This window comes from Bacillus paranthracis, from assembly GCF_001883995.1.
Lineage (GTDB): Bacteria > Bacillota > Bacilli > Bacillales > Bacillaceae_G > Bacillus_A > Bacillus_A paranthracis.
Genome location: NZ_MACE01000005.1, coordinates 18,788 through 35,250 on the forward strand (window position 1 = coordinate 18,788; position 16,463 = coordinate 35,250).

13 protein-coding genes are annotated in these 16,463 nt (G+C 34.8%); 1 reads left to right on the plus strand and 12 read right to left on the minus strand.

The features are described from left to right. Nucleotides 1–5: 5 nt before the first annotated feature. The 7 genes from dptF to BAQ46_RS00665 all read right to left on the minus strand — a co-directional run bounded on the left by dptF (nucleotide 6) and on the right by BAQ46_RS00665 (nucleotide 9,270). Nucleotides 6–2,270: a DNA phosphorothioation-dependent restriction protein DptF gene (gene dptF / locus BAQ46_RS00635; protein WP_071741475.1), complete on the minus strand. Its 2,265-nt coding sequence runs from the start codon at nucleotides 2,268–2,270 to the stop codon at nucleotides 6–8. 238 nt (nucleotides 2,271–2,508) lie between these two features. Next, nucleotides 2,509–3,456, minus strand: a complete 948-nt coding sequence (locus tag BAQ46_RS00640; RefSeq protein ID WP_071741476.1) for a helix-turn-helix transcriptional regulator — start codon at nucleotides 3,454–3,456, stop codon at nucleotides 2,509–2,511. Nucleotides 3,457–3,546: 90 nt separating this feature from the next. Beyond that, the gene (locus BAQ46_RS00645; protein WP_071741477.1) at nucleotides 3,547–3,963 is read right to left on the minus strand and encodes a hypothetical protein; all 417 of its coding nucleotides are present in this window, start codon (nucleotides 3,961–3,963) and stop codon (nucleotides 3,547–3,549) included. Nucleotides 3,964–4,031: 68 nt separating this feature from the next. Next, entirely contained in the window at nucleotides 4,032–5,882 is a 1,851-nt protein-coding gene (locus tag BAQ46_RS00650; protein ID WP_071741478.1) for a PDDEXK-like family protein, read from the minus strand. A 136-nt stretch (nucleotides 5,883–6,018) separates the two neighbouring features. Beyond that, nucleotides 6,019–6,987: a tripartite tricarboxylate transporter substrate binding protein gene (locus BAQ46_RS00655; RefSeq protein WP_071741479.1), complete on the minus strand. Its 969-nt coding sequence runs from the start codon at nucleotides 6,985–6,987 to the stop codon at nucleotides 6,019–6,021. Then, nucleotides 6,984–7,661: a response regulator gene (locus BAQ46_RS00660; protein WP_071741480.1), complete on the minus strand. Its 678-nt coding sequence runs from the start codon at nucleotides 7,659–7,661 to the stop codon at nucleotides 6,984–6,986. Before BAQ46_RS00660 ends, BAQ46_RS00655 begins: the two co-directional genes overlap by 4 nt. A 19-nt stretch (nucleotides 7,662–7,680) precedes the next feature. Beyond that, nucleotides 7,681–9,270 carry an ATP-binding protein gene (locus BAQ46_RS00665; protein WP_071741481.1) on the minus strand — a complete coding sequence of 530 codons (1,590 nt, stop codon included), beginning with the start codon at nucleotides 9,268–9,270 and terminating at the stop codon, nucleotides 7,681–7,683. A gap of 225 nt (nucleotides 9,271–9,495) precedes the next feature. Here BAQ46_RS00665 and BAQ46_RS00670 point away from each other — a divergent pair, with 225 nt between their 5' ends. Continuing rightward, entirely contained in the window at nucleotides 9,496–10,821 is a 1,326-nt protein-coding gene (locus tag BAQ46_RS00670) for an MFS transporter (RefSeq protein WP_071741482.1), read from the plus strand. Nucleotides 10,822–11,067: 246 nt separating this feature from the next. On the opposite strand, the gene BAQ46_RS00675 is transcribed toward BAQ46_RS00670, so the two are convergent. The 5 genes from BAQ46_RS00675 to BAQ46_RS00695 form a co-directional block, all read right to left on the minus strand. Continuing rightward, on the minus strand, nucleotides 11,068–11,844 hold the full coding sequence (locus BAQ46_RS00675; protein ID WP_088015537.1) for a hypothetical protein: 777 nt from the start codon (nucleotides 11,842–11,844) through the stop codon (nucleotides 11,068–11,070). A 232-nt stretch (nucleotides 11,845–12,076) separates the two neighbouring features. Next, nucleotides 12,077–12,949: a hypothetical protein gene (locus BAQ46_RS00680; protein WP_071741483.1), complete on the minus strand. Its 873-nt coding sequence runs from the start codon at nucleotides 12,947–12,949 to the stop codon at nucleotides 12,077–12,079. Nucleotides 12,950–12,951: 2 nt separating this feature from the next. Then, nucleotides 12,952–13,278 carry a hypothetical protein gene (locus tag BAQ46_RS00685; RefSeq protein ID WP_070171212.1) on the minus strand — a complete coding sequence of 109 codons (327 nt, stop codon included), beginning with the start codon at nucleotides 13,276–13,278 and terminating at the stop codon, nucleotides 12,952–12,954. Further along, nucleotides 13,279–14,166, minus strand: coding sequence for a hypothetical protein (locus tag BAQ46_RS00690; RefSeq protein ID WP_240814329.1), 888 nt, complete (start codon nucleotides 14,164–14,166; stop codon nucleotides 13,279–13,281). After that, a complete protein-coding gene (locus BAQ46_RS00695; protein WP_071741484.1) occupies nucleotides 14,159–16,456 on the minus strand; it encodes a dynamin family protein in 2,298 nt (765 codons plus the stop codon). Before BAQ46_RS00695 ends, BAQ46_RS00690 begins: the two co-directional genes overlap by 8 nt. Nucleotides 16,457–16,463: the final 7 nt, after the last annotated feature.

Consider the following 16,463-nt stretch of genomic DNA (forward strand, 5'->3'; position numbering starts at 1 on the left):
AATCACTACTCCCTTTCAAACACAAACGCACCAAAATCATCTCGATTTAATTTATAGAAACGAGAATCATTAGGAAAATGTATCAATAACTCATTCTCTTTCTCTCCAAATTTCATGATTTTCTCTACAAACTCTGTAAATTTAATTGCATCTTCTTCATCTTTTTTATTTGGACAATATCCCTGACAAACTTTTACTAATAAATTGTATAGTTGATAATCAATATCCAATTCAATAATATTTTTTATATCTCCATCATGATACGCTAACACAAGCGATGATTTAAACGAGTCTAGTACATCATTTTGATTAAATTTCAAATGATCGATTGATGGCTTTAAATTAAGTTGTTGGGCTAATCTATACTTATCACTTGGCTTATTAAGATAAATATATCCTTTTTTCGGACTTCCCTTCCATTTAAATAACGCCTCTTTTATTTCTTCATAAAAGACTTTAATTTCTTTTTTATTACCCGAATTGAAATCAAACAATTTGTTTACATATTTATGATACGTCTCATCCTCAATCTTTTGAGAGAAGTCTTCATTCGTTAAATATGTAATTCGAATAACAGCTTCTGAGAAACCAATGAATGATGGGCCATCTACTTTCTCTTCACTAATAAAAGGATTTAACCACCCTCTACCTTGATCAGATGTTACACAATGATTTAATATAGTATCCCATTCATTTAAAGTACTTAAATCAATAATAATTTGATCGATGTGTGAGGATCTTCTATGAACTGGGTCTAATTCATGTAAAGTCTTTAGGATAGGAGAACGCTCTTTACGTTTAAACATAAGATTAGGAACCGCTTGCTCTAACACTTCAAATTCTGAGAGAACTTCAATTACTTCTAATTTATCTGGAATAATAATGTCAGCTACAAAATTTAAAAATGCACGAGCAGATATAACTAATTTATATTTCACTAACGTTTGAATAATTAAATTAACAATTTGTTTTCGCACGTAAGGTTCCTGGATAAATTTATAATTCTCATGAACCATCGTTCGAATATTGTTTTTTGTATCCTCTTGATAAGCCAAATAAAAAGGATTTCCCTCTTCTTTATTAAATATTTTATTTAATAAAGTTAAAAAGAAAGTTGATTGTGGCCCTTTTTCTGTTAGTTCATACGAGTGATAATCACCGAAACTAATTAGGTCAAAATGATCTTCGCTATAACAAGTTGTGATGCTTGAAGAAAATAGACCACTGCCGTCAACAAATCTATTTAAAGCTTTGTATGTATATTCTTCATGGTTTAACGTTATAAAGTTGTGAAGAACTCCCATATTGATTGCTAAAATAACTTTTTTATTTGATTGCCCAATCGATTGATCGGAGAAATCTTGAAGTATTTCTTCTAAAGTCTCCATTGCATTTTTGTTAGGAGAAAAACTTTCTGTAGCATCATTAAAAATTTGATACCCTTCTAATAGTTCTGGTTTATTCTCTTTTAAATACGCTAATAAATGGGATTTCCCATCTCCAACACTACCACAAAGGAGAATTAAGCTAGAGGAATTAAGTTCCTTATTTTTCACCAAAATACGCTCTAGGTCAGTTTGAATCTTTCTCTCTACGTGCATATATTTTTTAAATTGGCTAAATGCATTTGCGTTTTCAATAGCCTCTTGTGATGAATCTTGTAACCTTTTTAGCTCTCTCAATAAATAACTTTCTCCCTCAGGAAGGTCTTTACAAAGGATGCTCTCTTCCGCTACATCTTCAATAATAGGTTCTTCTTTTTTTATATTATCCTTATTAGTAGTACCTATTAGTTGCATGACTTGCGCTTTCACCATTTCTTGTATATCTGATTCATTGCTTTGTGTTGGTCTTGGATGCTCATATGCAGGTATTTTTAATTGTTCAGGTGAATATACTTCATATAACCAAACCGCAATATTATGCATGACTTTATGCAATTTAAAAGCTGCACTAATATCATTAAACGAGCCATCATGCGCTGCTTTATTACCGGTAAAACGAACTGTATCAAAGTCCCTCTGTACTTCCGCTGTTATATAACCTTCTTTTGCAAGATAGGAAATTTTATCATAAAGTGATGAAATATATGGTACCTTTATATCTTCTTGAGAGAATACCTCATTCAATATAGCCTCAGCAAATAACCTAGCCTTCACAATTGCACTTGCTGGGTCTTCATATATTAACTCTTCCATTTTTTTCGCATTAACCGCTGCAACTTGGTTAATATGCTCTATAAAACTTAAAAAATATTTTTCTTCAGACATATTTACTATCCCTCACGCCATCTCATTAGTATTTTAATAATATTTTATCATATTCTTTTATAACCGTATGCGAATTACATAAAATATCCAAATATACAACCATACTCCCAGTTACTATATATATTTTATAAGAAATTTGTAAATACATATATAAATTTTAATATATATTCATAGTAACATTAAAACCAGTACTTATAACGTCACTTTTAATTTTAATTCGTATATCCAATCCATTCATTTAAAATGAGCCATACATCTCCAACAACTTCCTCCCCTCCTCTACAACCTCTTCCCTCAAGCCACCAGGCTCCAACACCCTAACCGAAGCACCCATCCCCAAAATCCACTTCTTAATCGACTCTTTCCCGCTCATCGTCGCCCGAAAAAGAATGCTACCATCATCATTATGTTCTATCTTTTGATTCTCTCCCCAAATAGATTCTGGTACGGATACGGCGAATGGTGGATAGATGAGTAACTCTACTTCTAACGGTTCTTTCATGATGCCGAATTTCGGAAATTCTTCTCGAATATCAAAATCAGCGGATATTTTATACGTATCATACAAAGTTTTAATATCTTTTATTCGAGATAGTTTAAACATACGTTTTTCCTTTTTATCATTACACAGGGCTAGGCAATAAAAGAATTCGTTGTAGTGTACAAAGCCGTACGGATCAATAATTCGTTCTGATCTTTCACCAGACCGTTTCTCATACTGTATTTTCACCTTGCTTCTTGTAAATAACGCTTCTTGTAGTTGTACATATTTTTGGTTTTCATTCGAAAACGCATAATTCGGCTTCGATCTTTGCACAAAATAAATATGACGATCTTTATTCGTTTCCACTTTCCGAACGGCATTTAATTTATCTAGCGCTACTTGTGCGTCCTTTGCATAAATGTCATTACCTTTTGAAACTAGTTTTTGAATAGAAAACGTTAACGCATCTAGCTCTTGTTGGGACATATTTTTAATAGGAAATAACGATGTATTTGAAAGGGAGTAGCCACCATATCTGCCTTTCGTTGTCTCAATTTTAATACCTGCCATTTCAATATCATCACGATAAATGCGGACCATTCGCTCTTTTACTTCTAATAACTCTGCCAATTCACTAATTCTCATTTTCCCTCTCGCATGCAGGAGCTCAATCATATATAGACAGTTACTTAATTTACTCATATAATTCCTCGTTTCTATTCATCCATCCTCATTTAAGTATAAAAGAATAGAAGTATCTTTTATATTCTTTCTATATATTCTCTTATAATATTAATACACCACCCCAAAATGCACACTAGCACACCTCTGACATAAATCATCTTCAAAAAGATATTCCGGTAAAATCTTTTCACCACAAAACTTACACTGCTGATGCTGCCTCTTTCTAAAATCAGCAACCATAATAATACTCTCTTTGATTTCCACCGATTTCTCACTGTTACTTAGCTCATCTAGGTGTTCCCATAATAATATGTGATGCGTAACCCCTATCATATCTGGCATGACAGGACTATTCCATTCCAATCTATGAAATCCTATTTCTAATCCCATCTCTCCCGCGCGAATAAACATGTTCGGATCAAAATCCAGCCCTCGAACTGCGAATTCAACATCTAATTCTTTCAACTCAAAAAGCTCCAATTGTTTTAAAATAAATTGTTGTAACTGTGTTTTTGCTAATTTCATTAATGACTAATCTCCTTTATTTCATTAAAACAAATGCCAAGTACATTCCTCTGCACTTGGCATTGCTTTTAAATATGAACTTCCTCTTTAGCAATGTCTATTAACATTTGAATAACATTTTGACAGTCCTTATCATTAAATAACTCGTTCATAGCCTGTATAACAATATCTTCATCCGACCAATTACTTATATTACTTGTATTTGTGTAAACTCTTGTATACGACGCTTCTGGCCTTTTCGCTGCTACGTTTATTTTTCTCCCCTTAATTTCAAGACTTTTTAATAGCGCTAATCTCTTTTGTGGTTCTAGTGGTCCAATTTCTAGCGTCAGCTTCAATCTATTATCTTTCAAACGTTCGAACCACATAATCGCACAGTTATTTAACCACCAATTCCATTTCGGTGTTCCAAATTGTTCTTCTAGTTTGCGAAACTCCGGCATAATAAATGATGGTAGTCGGTGATGAATATTGTAAAAACCTTCTTGGAACCTTTGTTCATGGACGAATAATTGAAAAGCATTAGCTAAAGTATCCACGGCTGTTTGGCTACTCTCTACCGCAACAATTTCAGAAGAGGAATCTTCTTCTCCGTATACAAGCCCTTTTATAGTATCGCCTATAGCTGCAACTACTTGATTAAAATCAGCATTGTTATACATCTCATTCATCACACGGAGAATTTCATCTTGATCTGCCCAATCACTTATATTTTCATATCCAGCATAAATTCTTGTATACATAGATCCAGCTTCTTTTGATTTTTCTTTAATAGCAATTCCATTTTCCTCTAACTTGCATAATAACTTTAATCTCTGTTTGTATTCCAACGGCCCAACTTCAACAATAAGCTTCATACGCCCATCTACTTTTCTTTCGAACCAAGTTATAAGAGCATTGTTTAGCCACCACTCATGATTAGGAACACCAACAATCTCATCAAGCTGTTTCCATTCTTCGAAAATGAAAGATGGAATGCGAATATGTTCATGGTAACAATCTTCTGGCATTTGATTTTTCTCTACAAATTGTAAAAATGCCTCTCTCATAACGCTATTTCCAGCTCCATGTATAAAGTGAAGCGTTTCAGCATACTTCTTATAAATTTTGCGAAGATCTTCCTTTTCTTCAGCGTTCAACTTCTTCACAGCACTTAACAACTCTTTATTCACAAACTTTCCAACTACTTTTCCGTTACCATTTAAGCATAAAAAATCAACAGCGGCCTTATGGCTCTTATACACTGTTAATGCTAGTTCAATATCTTCCTCATCACGAACTAGTTCCCCCTCTAATATATCAATATAGTAGGAAAGGAAATCTTTTATCGTACTAGACGTATACTCACTATAAATCTCCAATTGCCCTTTTAGAATATTTAATATATCTCCATAATCTAAAGTAAGATACGCTTTATGACTTGGAGCGCTACCATCTAAACTCAAAAAAATTGGAATGATCGTATATCCTTCATATTTCTCACTAACAAAGTTTATGTAATTTTGTAATTGTCCATCTGACTCAGATGACTTATATTTATTTTCAATCAAAATAGCAACCTTTTGCGCCTCTGATATTGCCAAAATATCAATTCGTTTATTATTTTTCGTTTGTACTTCGCGGAACACTTCCAAATCTTGAAGAGACTGCTTATGTAATTTAATAAAATTATATTGCCCAATTAACTCCTCATTCTCCACTTTTACAAACGTCCTAGAAAGGACCTTATTTACAAACATAGAACCTAAGTGATGATTTTCCATAGGATCAAGTAGCCAAGCAATCATATTAGAATGTCTAATCTCAAACTTATCTACCTTCAATATTTTAAAAGGGTTAAAACGATTAAACTTACTATGCAGCTTCTCAAACTCAATTGAATTATCTAACAATGATAAAATCTCAAAATTATAATCCATTCCCCACACCACCGTTTATAAATTTGTGAATCAATTCTCTTGAATAATCATTTTAATAAATTTTTATAAATAAATTATAACTTATAATGTGGCATTATTTATGTCACATATCCTATTTCTTACAAATGAACATTCATCAATCACCAAATTTCACTATCCCCCCATACCACCCACTACTCTCCTCCAAAAACCCCCTACTCTCCCCACTATCCTTATAAAAACCCTCCCAACCCCGCTCCCTCAAAACCCCCTTCCAACTATCACTCTCCACCATCTTCTTAATCACATCATCCCAATAAGCAACCTCTTCATCCGTCATATCTTTCGGGCCCATAATTCCTTTCCAGTGCTGGAAGATGACGTTGATTCCTTGTTCTTTCCATGTTGGGATTTCCGGTAGTCGGTCTAGTCGTTTTGGTGCGGATACGGCTAGTATTTTTATTTTGCCGGCTTTGTATTGTTTTTCGGCTTCGGATAGGGTCATGGTTGCGACGCCTATTTGTTTGTTCGTTAGGGCGTTTATGATTTTTTCTTTGTTTTCGTAGACGAAGAATTGTAGTTCGGCTGGGTTTATGCCGAAGGCTTTGCTTACTTGTACGAATGATAGGTGATCGTCGTTTCCTAAGCCTGGGGCAACTCCGATGTTGAAGTTTTTCTTGTTTTGTTTTAGTTGTTCCATTAGTTCGTTTGCGTTATCTATGGTGCTGTCTTTTGATACGACAACGACTTCCCAGTCCGATGCTAATGTTGCGAGCGGTGTGAAGTCTTTATATGTTAGTTTACTGTGGCCTAGTAGGTTGTTCGTTATGAGTAAGCTTGAGTTAATCGCCAGTACGTGACCGCCTTTTTGTTTCGTATATTTCCATCCGACGTCACCACTGCCACCTACTTTGTTTGTGACTGCGATTGGTTTTGTGAAGATTTTTTCTTCTGCGAGCGTTTTTTGCATCGCCCGCGCTGTTAAGTCCCAGCCTGCCCCTTGAACGTTCGGCGCAACGATTTCTAATTTGTCGATGTTCACTTTATTCGTATGGGATTTCCCCGAGGAACAACCCGCTATTACTCCTGTCATGATCCATATACATAGTAATAATCGTTTTTTCATAGTCCTCGTCCTATTCGGTACTTTCGTTCTGGTCGTCCGATAATGCCGTATGTGTATTCTACTGTGCATTCATTTGTCGCTACTAAGTATTCTAAATATCTTCTTGCGGTTGTTCTGGAGGCACCCATTTGTTCACCCATTTCTTCTATTGTAATGCCCTCGTCGAACCCTTTTATAATGCCTTTCACCTTTTGCAGTGTTAACGGATCTACACCTGTCGGTAAGTTTTTCATTTCTTGTGTTTGTGAAGTACCGAAAAAGTTATCGATTAGCGCTTGATTTACTTCATTGCTACTATGTAATAGTTGCTTCTTTCTTTTATAGTCTTCAATTGTGCGAACGAACTTTTCTAATGTGACCGGTTTTATAAGGTAGTTGCTTACGCCGTTTCGAATTGCTTTTTCTAGCATATGGTTTTCATTCGCCGCAGTAACCATAATGACATCAACGTTTGGAAAGTCAGCATGGATTTTCGGCAATAAGTCTGTTCCAATTCCATCTGGTAAATAATTATCTAATAGAAGCAAATCGATTTCTTCCCTTTGTAGTAGTTCCATCGTTTCTTTTGCGTTCAATGCTTTTCCGATCACTTTTACGTCCTTTATTTTTAATAAAAACTCTTCCTGAATTTGCGCGACGCGGAAATCATCTTCTGCAATTGCAACCTTCAACATATGTCCATCCCCCTGTTTGTTATGTACTTTCTCTCAATGTTTTTGGAAGGTAAATTGTAAAAATAGCTCCCCCATTTTTCTCGTTTTGAATTTCAATTGTTCCCTCTAGTAGATCTACCATTTCTTTCACGTTTGCTAGTCCGTAACCACGATTGTTTCCTTTCGTTGAAAATCCTTTTTGAAAAATGGCCGTGATTTTTTCAGCTGGTATTCCTACTCCGCTATCTATCACTTCAAACACAATATCGTGTCCAATATCGGTAACAAAGAAGGAAACACTCTTTTCCTCTCGTTCATTCACCGCATCAAATGCATTGTCGATTATGTTTCCAAGGATCGTAATAAGGTGTGAAACTTTTATATGGTCTGGTAACGGATGAAGCGCACTATCTCCTTCAATATGAAAATCAATTTTCTTCTCAGACGCTGTTCCGATTTTTCCTAATAAAATAGCTTGTACTTTCGCATCGTGAATTTGATGGAACAAAATATGGTTTTGGCTTTGATGAATGTTAGATTCTTGTTGGATAAATTCAATCGCTTCTCTGTAGTGCCCTAACTGAAGTAATCCCGATAAGACGAAAAGCTTATTTGTAAATTCATGTGTTTGAGCGCGTAAGTCCTCGGAATACTTTCTTACTTCAGATATTGTGTTCACAAGGTTTTGCAGTTCTGTTTTATCTCTAAAACTACATACAACACCTACCGTACTGTTATTTTCGAGTATCGGCGTCATGTTTAAAATAAAAACTTTATCTTGAAACGCGATTTCTTGATCGGTTTCTAGCACTCTTTCCATATTAAAATCAGGTAAAACTTTTGAAATGTGTTGCTGCATATAATCATCATTTACATGTAGCATCTCTTCTGCCGACGTGTTCATCATCGTAATAAAACCATTTTGATCAATGGCGATAATTCCTTCTTTTATAGATAGCAGTATTGCGCTGCGTTCCCGGTATAGCGCTGCAATTTCATTCGGCTCTAAACCGAGTGTATCTTTCCGAATGCTACGCGCTAAAAGAATGCCGCCAACAATGCCTGCTACTAATACAGCTAAGGAAAAGAGTATAATTTCTTTCGTTCTGCTCAATATGTTAGATTCAATGCCTTTTATTAAAAACTCCACTGTCACAACACCTACTACTTGATCATAGTCTCCGTTATGAACAATAATCGGTGCTTTCGCCATTAAAGCCGGACCACTTACACCATTTCCTTCGAGCGTATAATAACCGCCAAAAGTAAGTGCTTCATAGTTATATGGATTGTTACTCTTTGTTCCAATCAACTCAGAATTAGAATGTGAATACATAACCCCAGAGCGATCTTCTACAATGACAGTATCTGCACCAGCTTGCTCACGAACTTGTTCCGCAATAGATTGAATCGTACTTTTATGCTCGTTATTTTGAAAAACATCTTTTATAGCAGGCATAAAAGAAAGCGACTTCGCTGTTTGCAGTGCTAGTTGCTCCACTTGGCGCTTCGTATCAACGGACTGAATGTAAACAAATATTCCCGCTAACAGGAGAACGACAAATAAAATTAACGTAATAATTAAGCTTACTATTTTCGTTTGTAATGACACTTTGCGTGATTTCTTCATACTTCATATCCTTTGATAAAATATTCAAAACTATCAATCTCCTTTTTCTATTATTATGACAAAACGAATAATGAAGCAACTATTAAAACTCTCCATGTACATAAAGTACAAAAAGAATAAAATTGTCATAATATTGAGATTTCATTCTACAAACAGTACAATCCAACTATAATGAACACGCTTTCATAATTATCATTTTATTTATAAGCACGAGGAGGAATTAGTATGGCTCAAGTAAAATCAAACCGAGTCGCCGGCAATATTTTCAAAGGTTCTGTCGGTAATTTAATTGAATGGTACGACTGGTACGTTTACTCTGCTTTCGCTGTTTATTTTTCAGCGGAGTTCTTTCCTAAAGGAGATCCAACGAGTCAATTATTGAACACAGCGGCTATTTTCGCAGTTGGATTTTTAATGCGCCCTATCGGAAGTTTATTAATGGGACGTTATGCGGATCGGCACGGACGCCGGGCAGCATTAACACTTTCGATTACAGTTATGGCCGGTGGTTCTTTCATTATCGCCTGTACACCTAGTTACGAAAGTATCGGTATTATGGCACCAATTATTTTAGTTCTTGCCCGTTTACTACAAGGATTATCACTTGGCGGAGAGTACGGAACATCTGCCACATATTTATCTGAAATGGCTAGTAGTGGTCGCCGTGGCTTTTATTCAAGCTTCCAATATGTAACGCTCGTTGCTGGACAGATGGTTGCGTTAGGCGTTCAAATTGTTCTTCAGCAATTACTAAGCGAACCAGATATGAAAGCTTGGGGATGGCGTATTCCATTCATTATTGGAGCGATGGGCGCAGTAGCTGTATTATGGCTTCGCCGCACGATGGATGAATCAGAGCAATTCGCAAACATTAAATCACAAAAACGCGAAAGCGCAGGAACTGTTCGCGCTCTTATGAAACACCCGAAAGCAGTATTAACAGTAGTCGGTCTAACACTCGGAGGCACTGTCGCATTCTATACGTACACAACATATTTACAAAAATTCATGGTAAACACAGTCGGTCTTCCGAAAGAAGTTGTAAGCTGGATTAACTTTGTCGCACTACTTATATTCGTCGTACTTCAACCGATTGCAGGGCTACTATCCGATAAAATCGGACGCCGTCCACTATTAATGGCATTCGGTATTCTCGGAACATTACTAACAGCACCGATCTTCTTCTTTATGGAAAAAACGACAGAACCAATCGTAGCATTTTTACTTATGATGGTCGGCCTTATTATCGTTACTGGTTACACATCGATTAACGCAATTGTAAAAGCAGAACTCTTCCCAACTGAAATTCGCGCACTTGGCGTAGGTTTACCATATGCACTAACCGTTGCAATATTCGGCGGAACAGCCGAGTTCATCGCACTATGGCTAAAGAGTATTGGCATGGAATCACTATTCTACTTCTACGTAGCTGGATGTATTGCGATCAGCTTTATCACATATTGGCGTATGGATGAGTCATCAAAGACTTCGCAGATTGAGGCGGAGCTTGGTGGTGGGGATAGTTTAAAGAATGGTACTAGTTTAAAATAATAAAGTATAGAAGATCACCTTGAACAAGATGACCTCTTTATATAACACCCCCCAAAAAGATTTTTTCTCTTTAAGGGGTGTTATTTTTCAATTTTCACTTGGTGTAGATTTATAATCTTTCTTCCGAACAAACCCTATGTTTCACTTTTCCTTTTAATTCTTCATATACCGATTGTGATGAGTTTGACGACCTTTTTTTACTTTAAAATATTTTTTGAACGGGCAATCAGAACAATCTTTACACTATTACTCTTCCTCAAAATATGAATCTGCCTTTACTGACCCTTCTGGTTTCTCCTCTACACCATTATCTTCCTCAAAATACGAATCTGCCTTTACCGATCCTTCTGGTTTTTCTTCTACACCATTATCTTCCTCAAAATACGAATCCGCTTTTACCGATCCCTCTGGCTTTTCCTCCACTCCCTTATCTTCTTCAAAGTATGAATCTGCCTTTACCGATCCTTCCGGTTTTTCTTCCACTCCCTTATCTTCTTCAAAGTATGAATCTGCCTTTACCGATCCTTCTGGTTTTTCTTCCTTTGCTTTATTGTTATTACTTTGATTTTCCTTTTCTTGATTATCTCCATCATAAATTGACTGCAACATAGTGGCTGTTATAAGTTCATTTTGCGCTATATCATTTAAAGCCATTGCCTTTAATTTAAATGTTTGATCCTCTTTATTTAAAACAAATTGAATTTTAGCTTTTACTTCTTGTTCTTGATATACACAATTCCCTGTAAACTCGACAATTTCTTCATGATCTTCCGAAACAAAGTATTTCCATTTCGGATTCTTGAAAAATTTATGAAAAGCTTCTTCTATCGGCATCTTTTCATAACCTGGTAATTTAGCAGTTTTTATTTGCTGTACATGTTCATGATCTTTTGTAGTAGCTACTGCAACTTCTTCTTTTACTTTTTTATCTGCTTTATTTACAGCTTCATCCACATCATCTTTACTACAACCTGCTGCTAGTAAAATAGCACTTAGTAATATACTTCCCATAATTTTTTTCATTTTATTTCCTCCATACATATCGAATTTGAATTAAGCGACTTGCCAAAACTCAGCTTTAAAATAATATATCTTCGCTTATTTTCTATATCGAATTATACTGAATTGAGGTGGACAGATTTTGTCCGTTTTTTTGTTTTATATTGAATTTTCCCCATAAAAAAATTAGTTTCTAATTCTGTAATTAGAAACTAATTTTAAAAAGTATTTAACTATTAAAAATTCACTTCAATGATTATGCTCGCGCTTTTAATCTCTCAAACTGCTCTGCTAATTTTTTTTGAACTCCTAACGCTCTCTCTCTTTCATGATGCTTAGAATCTGCTAATTGATCTACTGTTTCAGACAATTGTAAAACTAGATTTTTCAACACTTCCATACGTTCGCTAATGTCTAATTCTATATTATCACGATATTTTCGAATATCTTCTGAAACCCCGTTCAACTCACCTTGATACTTAACCATTGTTTCATGGAACTCATCTTGTGCATCATTTCCATTTTCTATTTCTTCAATGACGTGCTTAACCTGTCTATTGATTTGTCCTTCAAGGTCTTGAATGGTATCAATTAATTTATTAACACCTTGCGTTAAATTATCAGTAAGGTTAATAGAGGCTTCATTCCCTTTCTCAATTGTTAACGAAACGTGTTCTAATGATTTTTGCTGGGATTGAATCATAGTATCATTAATCTTAATTTGTCTTTCTGCAATAACCTGTAGTGATTTCATTTCCTCTATAACATCATTTAATTGTTGATTTATCAACTCATATTCTTTGTTGTGATTTGTGTTTAATGTAACTTGAACACCTTTCATGCCTTCATCTATAGACTTTGTGATTTCATTCATTTTTGCATCATTTGATTGCATGAATTCTTCAATAACCTCTTTTTGTTGCTTTGACATTCCCTTTAAAACCTCTACTATTTCATTTTTCTCTGCACTTATGCGCTTTTCTTTAAAATAAACACCTAATGCCGTAAGCACACTAGCCGCGCAAATAATAACCAATTTTATCCATGCCGTATTTTCAAAAAATGTAGTAAATAAAGTTCCTGTTAAAATAATGGCACCGGCAAATAAAATACTCTCTTTATATTTCAAAATCACTCAACCTCTTTCCTAACAAAACTGATCCAACTATCTATCGTTTCTTCAAAAATGTTTAATACTTGAACATCCTTAACTTTATTCTCTTTAACAAGTATTTCTTTTACATTTTTCCATTTTAATTTTTCATCCACAGTTGCCAATTCTTCAAACAATAATTCACATAATTGACCAAATTGTAATGTTTTCTCCGCAATTGGTAATGGCCGAATTAATTCAAGCCATCTTTCTACATCCGGTACTAGTTTAGGCGCACTTCCTTCAATATACTCTATTAATTCATTCTCTAAATAAAGCCAATTCGATTCAAGACTAGTAAGCATCTATATTCTCCTTCTTTTCAACCATGTATCAAAAAAACATTCTACTTGATTAATACATACTTCTTGCGGAGGGATATCGCAAGCAAAATAGTGATAATTATGCACCTTTTCAACTAATACTGGCACAAACTTTTGTATAGAAAAACCATTTAACAACCAATATTCATCTAACATTTGCATAGCAACTTGATCAATGGTTTGCTTCCACATCTGTTCTTTAATCCCTATATTTTCTTCCTTCAATATACGCTGTAAACCTAGTTTCAAACCTTTTGGTAACTTCGGAACACTGTGCACTAAACTTTTCATTTGGCTAGAAGTATTAGAAGTATTTCTCAATAGAAGTTCATATGAAAATTCTTGATAAGAGACAGACCAATCCAGTTCCCAATCATCCTCGATTCTATGATTCCATCCAACAATTCCTGCTACTTTCTTTTGCTTTAATAGACTTCGCATCCATATTTCAGGTTTTCCTATTGAAAAAATAATACATTTTTTCAAATTCTCTTGATAAAACTTAATTATTTTAGGTGGAACATAACAAATAGTAATATACTTCAATAATGGATCTGGACATTCCCATATAGCATCGATTTCTGAAAAATGATTAGACTCGCCAAAAGTTAAAAATATAACATCTTTCGGCTCCTTTATATATTGAAATGGTCCTTTTCTTTTCTGGATTTCATCGATTCTTCCCGTTACATATACAACTAACGGTGCAACATTCTTAGGTCGAAGTGGTAGTTTACGATCAAAACCTTTGCCAATTTGGCCAAGCTCATACAATTCACTCCAAAGAGAAATAGTAGTACTATTACTATTTCTCTCTAATTCTATACAATTCGAAATCCATTCAATAACGGGAACCATTTTATTATCCATGGTAAATCTCCTGTTTTATATCGTTACAAATAGTAAGCTCATTATGCAGAATATCGAAACGTTCATTTATATCCTCCATATTTACTTGAGCTGATTCCTCAACAGATACTAATTGGGCAATGCCTCGAGACATTTCCTCTTCATAATACGACGGTAGCATTTTTTCCAACATTAAATACACTCTACCAGTCTCAAGTTTTATCCAACTTTTATATTTCTCTTGCTCATTAGTACCCAGCATACTTAATTGCTCATACATACTTTCTTCAAACTTCAGCTTATTAAACTGTACTTGGTTATTACGCATTGCTTTTTCTGCCCTTTGTATTTCTTCATTTTTCTCTTGCTCTATTCGTTCAATTTTCATTTCGACACTTCGCGCAATAGTAGCATTTGACTTTTGTTGTTCCTTTAGCTGATTTAACTCATCTTTCTTCCTTTGAAATTGACTTTCAATATGTTGCTGTTTCATAAAGAATTTTTGTCTATGATTAATATCCAATGTCTTATCTGCTTTCCTATTTTCATCAATAGCTGTACCAATTGCCGTTGCCGCTGTTTCAAACGGACTCGCTATTTTTCCAATTACTCTTAGTGATTTTAATCCTGCTTTTTTAAACATTTCTTTTCCAGTTGTTTTTGCAGTTTGCTCAACAACCTTTTTACTCACTTCTTTTGCAACTTGTTTACTAGCTTCCTTCGTAGCCTGTTTAGCCAATTGACTAGTAGCTCCTGCTGCTTTTCCAGCTACTTGAGCTCCAGCAGAAACTCCTGCTGTGACATAAGCTGCAGCAATAGAAACAACTACATCCCCAGCAAGTCCAATAGACTTCATTATTTTTTTCGCTTTATCCGGATCAAAATTTTGATCTATGATATATTGTGGCACATACTCCTCTTGTACTTTCTCTTCTAATTCACTGATCTCTAATCGTAATTTTTCTATTTCCGCAGGGGATACATCCTCATTCGTGCTACTTAATATATCATTCAAACGTTGTCCTTTATTATCGTATCGAGTAGTGATTTCCTGTAAACGTTCTTCGTATTTTTTTTGTAACTCTTCAAAGCTAGGCTCTTGAAATTGAATACTCAAACCTGATCCTTCTAGCTCAGATAATTTATAATGATTTTTATCCTTCAATATAGGATTTAGTTTCTCTTCAAACCTTTGATATATTTTATTTCTAGCTGTTAATAAATGGTTTTCGATAATTTGTTGTAATTCTTCTCCATTGTTTCTTTTCTCGTACATTTCATTTACTCGCGTCTTAATTTCTTTAATTACTTCACCTAATGTCGCTTCGATAAAGCTATCCGCATCTACTTGTAAATGTTTGAGTGCTTCTTTTAGAAGAGATAGCTCTTTCTTTACATGATCATCCAGTCTAGTTTGTTCCATTTCAATTTTTCGTTTCTGATCTTGAACCGCTTGTTTATCTTGTAAAGTTGTAAGCTTTAACGCCTGTATTTCATTTTGAATCGAAAGTATGTGCTTTTCGATTAATTCACCAATAGCATGTGTAAAACGAGATTGCTTTAGTTCCTTAATATTACTTGTTATTTGCGGAATAAGCTCTTCTTTAAATTTTGAAAAATTGAATCCTGTTTTGGCAGATATAGCATACACCGGATATCTCTTTCCTAACTGTTCAGCTAAGTTCTCTTCAACTTGCTTTCGAACTTCTTCAATCGTTTGCCCCTGTTCCTCATCAATACGATCCACTTTATTTAAAATAAAGTACAAGTTAGGCTGATAGATCATTAAATCTTTCAAATAAATAATATCCTCTACTATTAAGCCTTGCCATGGTAAAACATATATAGCAGCATCTGCATCGATAATCGCTTTGTTCGAAGCTTCAACGTGAGCAGCAAACTTCGTATTTCTTCCTGGAGTATCAATAAACTCGACGTGTCTTAGCCATTCTGGTTCTGAAAGTGAAACATTAATCTTTTCAATTCCACTAACATTTCCTCCTGCAACTAATTCATGGAAACTTTCCATAGAAACATTCTCTACACTGCCATCGATGTACATCAATTCGATTTTCTCTTCATCTCCGAAATGGATTGAAGTCACAATTGCAGTAGTTTCATTTGTATGTGTCGGTAAAAATTTATCTCTGCCAATTATTTTATTTAACAACTCAGATTTCCCAACGCTAAACGATCCAAACACTCCCACAACAGCATGATCTAATTCTGATTGTGAAATAAGCTGATTGAATGTTGCTCTATTTTCAGGTGATAACTTTAACTGTTCTATACCACTTTTTAACTCTTTCATAATTTCC

Excerpts from the sequence above, each read along its gene's own strand:
- BAQ46_RS00685 (WP_070171212.1), bottom strand. The coding sequence starts at position 13,278 with ATGCTTACTAGTCTTGAATCGAATTGGCTTTATTTAGAGAATGAATTA.
- dptF (WP_071741475.1), bottom strand. The coding sequence starts at position 2,270 with ATGTCTGAAGAAAAATATTTTTTAAGTTTTATAGAGCATATTAACCAA.
- BAQ46_RS00675 (WP_088015537.1), bottom strand. The coding sequence starts at position 11,844 with ATGAAAAAAATTATGGGAAGTATATTACTAAGTGCTATTTTACTAGCA.
- BAQ46_RS00640 (WP_071741476.1), bottom strand. The coding sequence starts at position 3,456 with ATGAGTAAATTAAGTAACTGTCTATATATGATTGAGCTCCTGCATGCG.
- BAQ46_RS00670 (WP_071741482.1), top strand. The coding sequence starts at position 9,496 with ATGGCTCAAGTAAAATCAAACCGAGTCGCCGGCAATATTTTCAAAGGT.
- BAQ46_RS00650 (WP_071741478.1), bottom strand. The coding sequence starts at position 5,882 with ATGGATTATAATTTTGAGATTTTATCATTGTTAGATAATTCAATTGAG.
- BAQ46_RS00655 (WP_071741479.1), bottom strand. The coding sequence starts at position 6,987 with ATGAAAAAACGATTATTACTATGTATATGGATCATGACAGGAGTAATA.
- BAQ46_RS00645 (WP_071741477.1), bottom strand. The coding sequence starts at position 3,963 with ATGAAATTAGCAAAAACACAGTTACAACAATTTATTTTAAAACAATTG.
- BAQ46_RS00660 (WP_071741480.1), bottom strand. The coding sequence starts at position 7,661 with ATGTTGAAGGTTGCAATTGCAGAAGATGATTTCCGCGTCGCGCAAATT.
- BAQ46_RS00695 (WP_071741484.1), bottom strand. The coding sequence starts at position 16,456 with ATGAAAGAGTTAAAAAGTGGTATAGAACAGTTAAAGTTATCACCTGAA.
- BAQ46_RS00690 (WP_240814329.1), bottom strand. The coding sequence starts at position 14,166 with ATGGATAATAAAATGGTTCCCGTTATTGAATGGATTTCGAATTGTATA.
- BAQ46_RS00665 (WP_071741481.1), bottom strand. The coding sequence starts at position 9,270 with ATGAAGAAATCACGCAAAGTGTCATTACAAACGAAAATAGTAAGCTTA.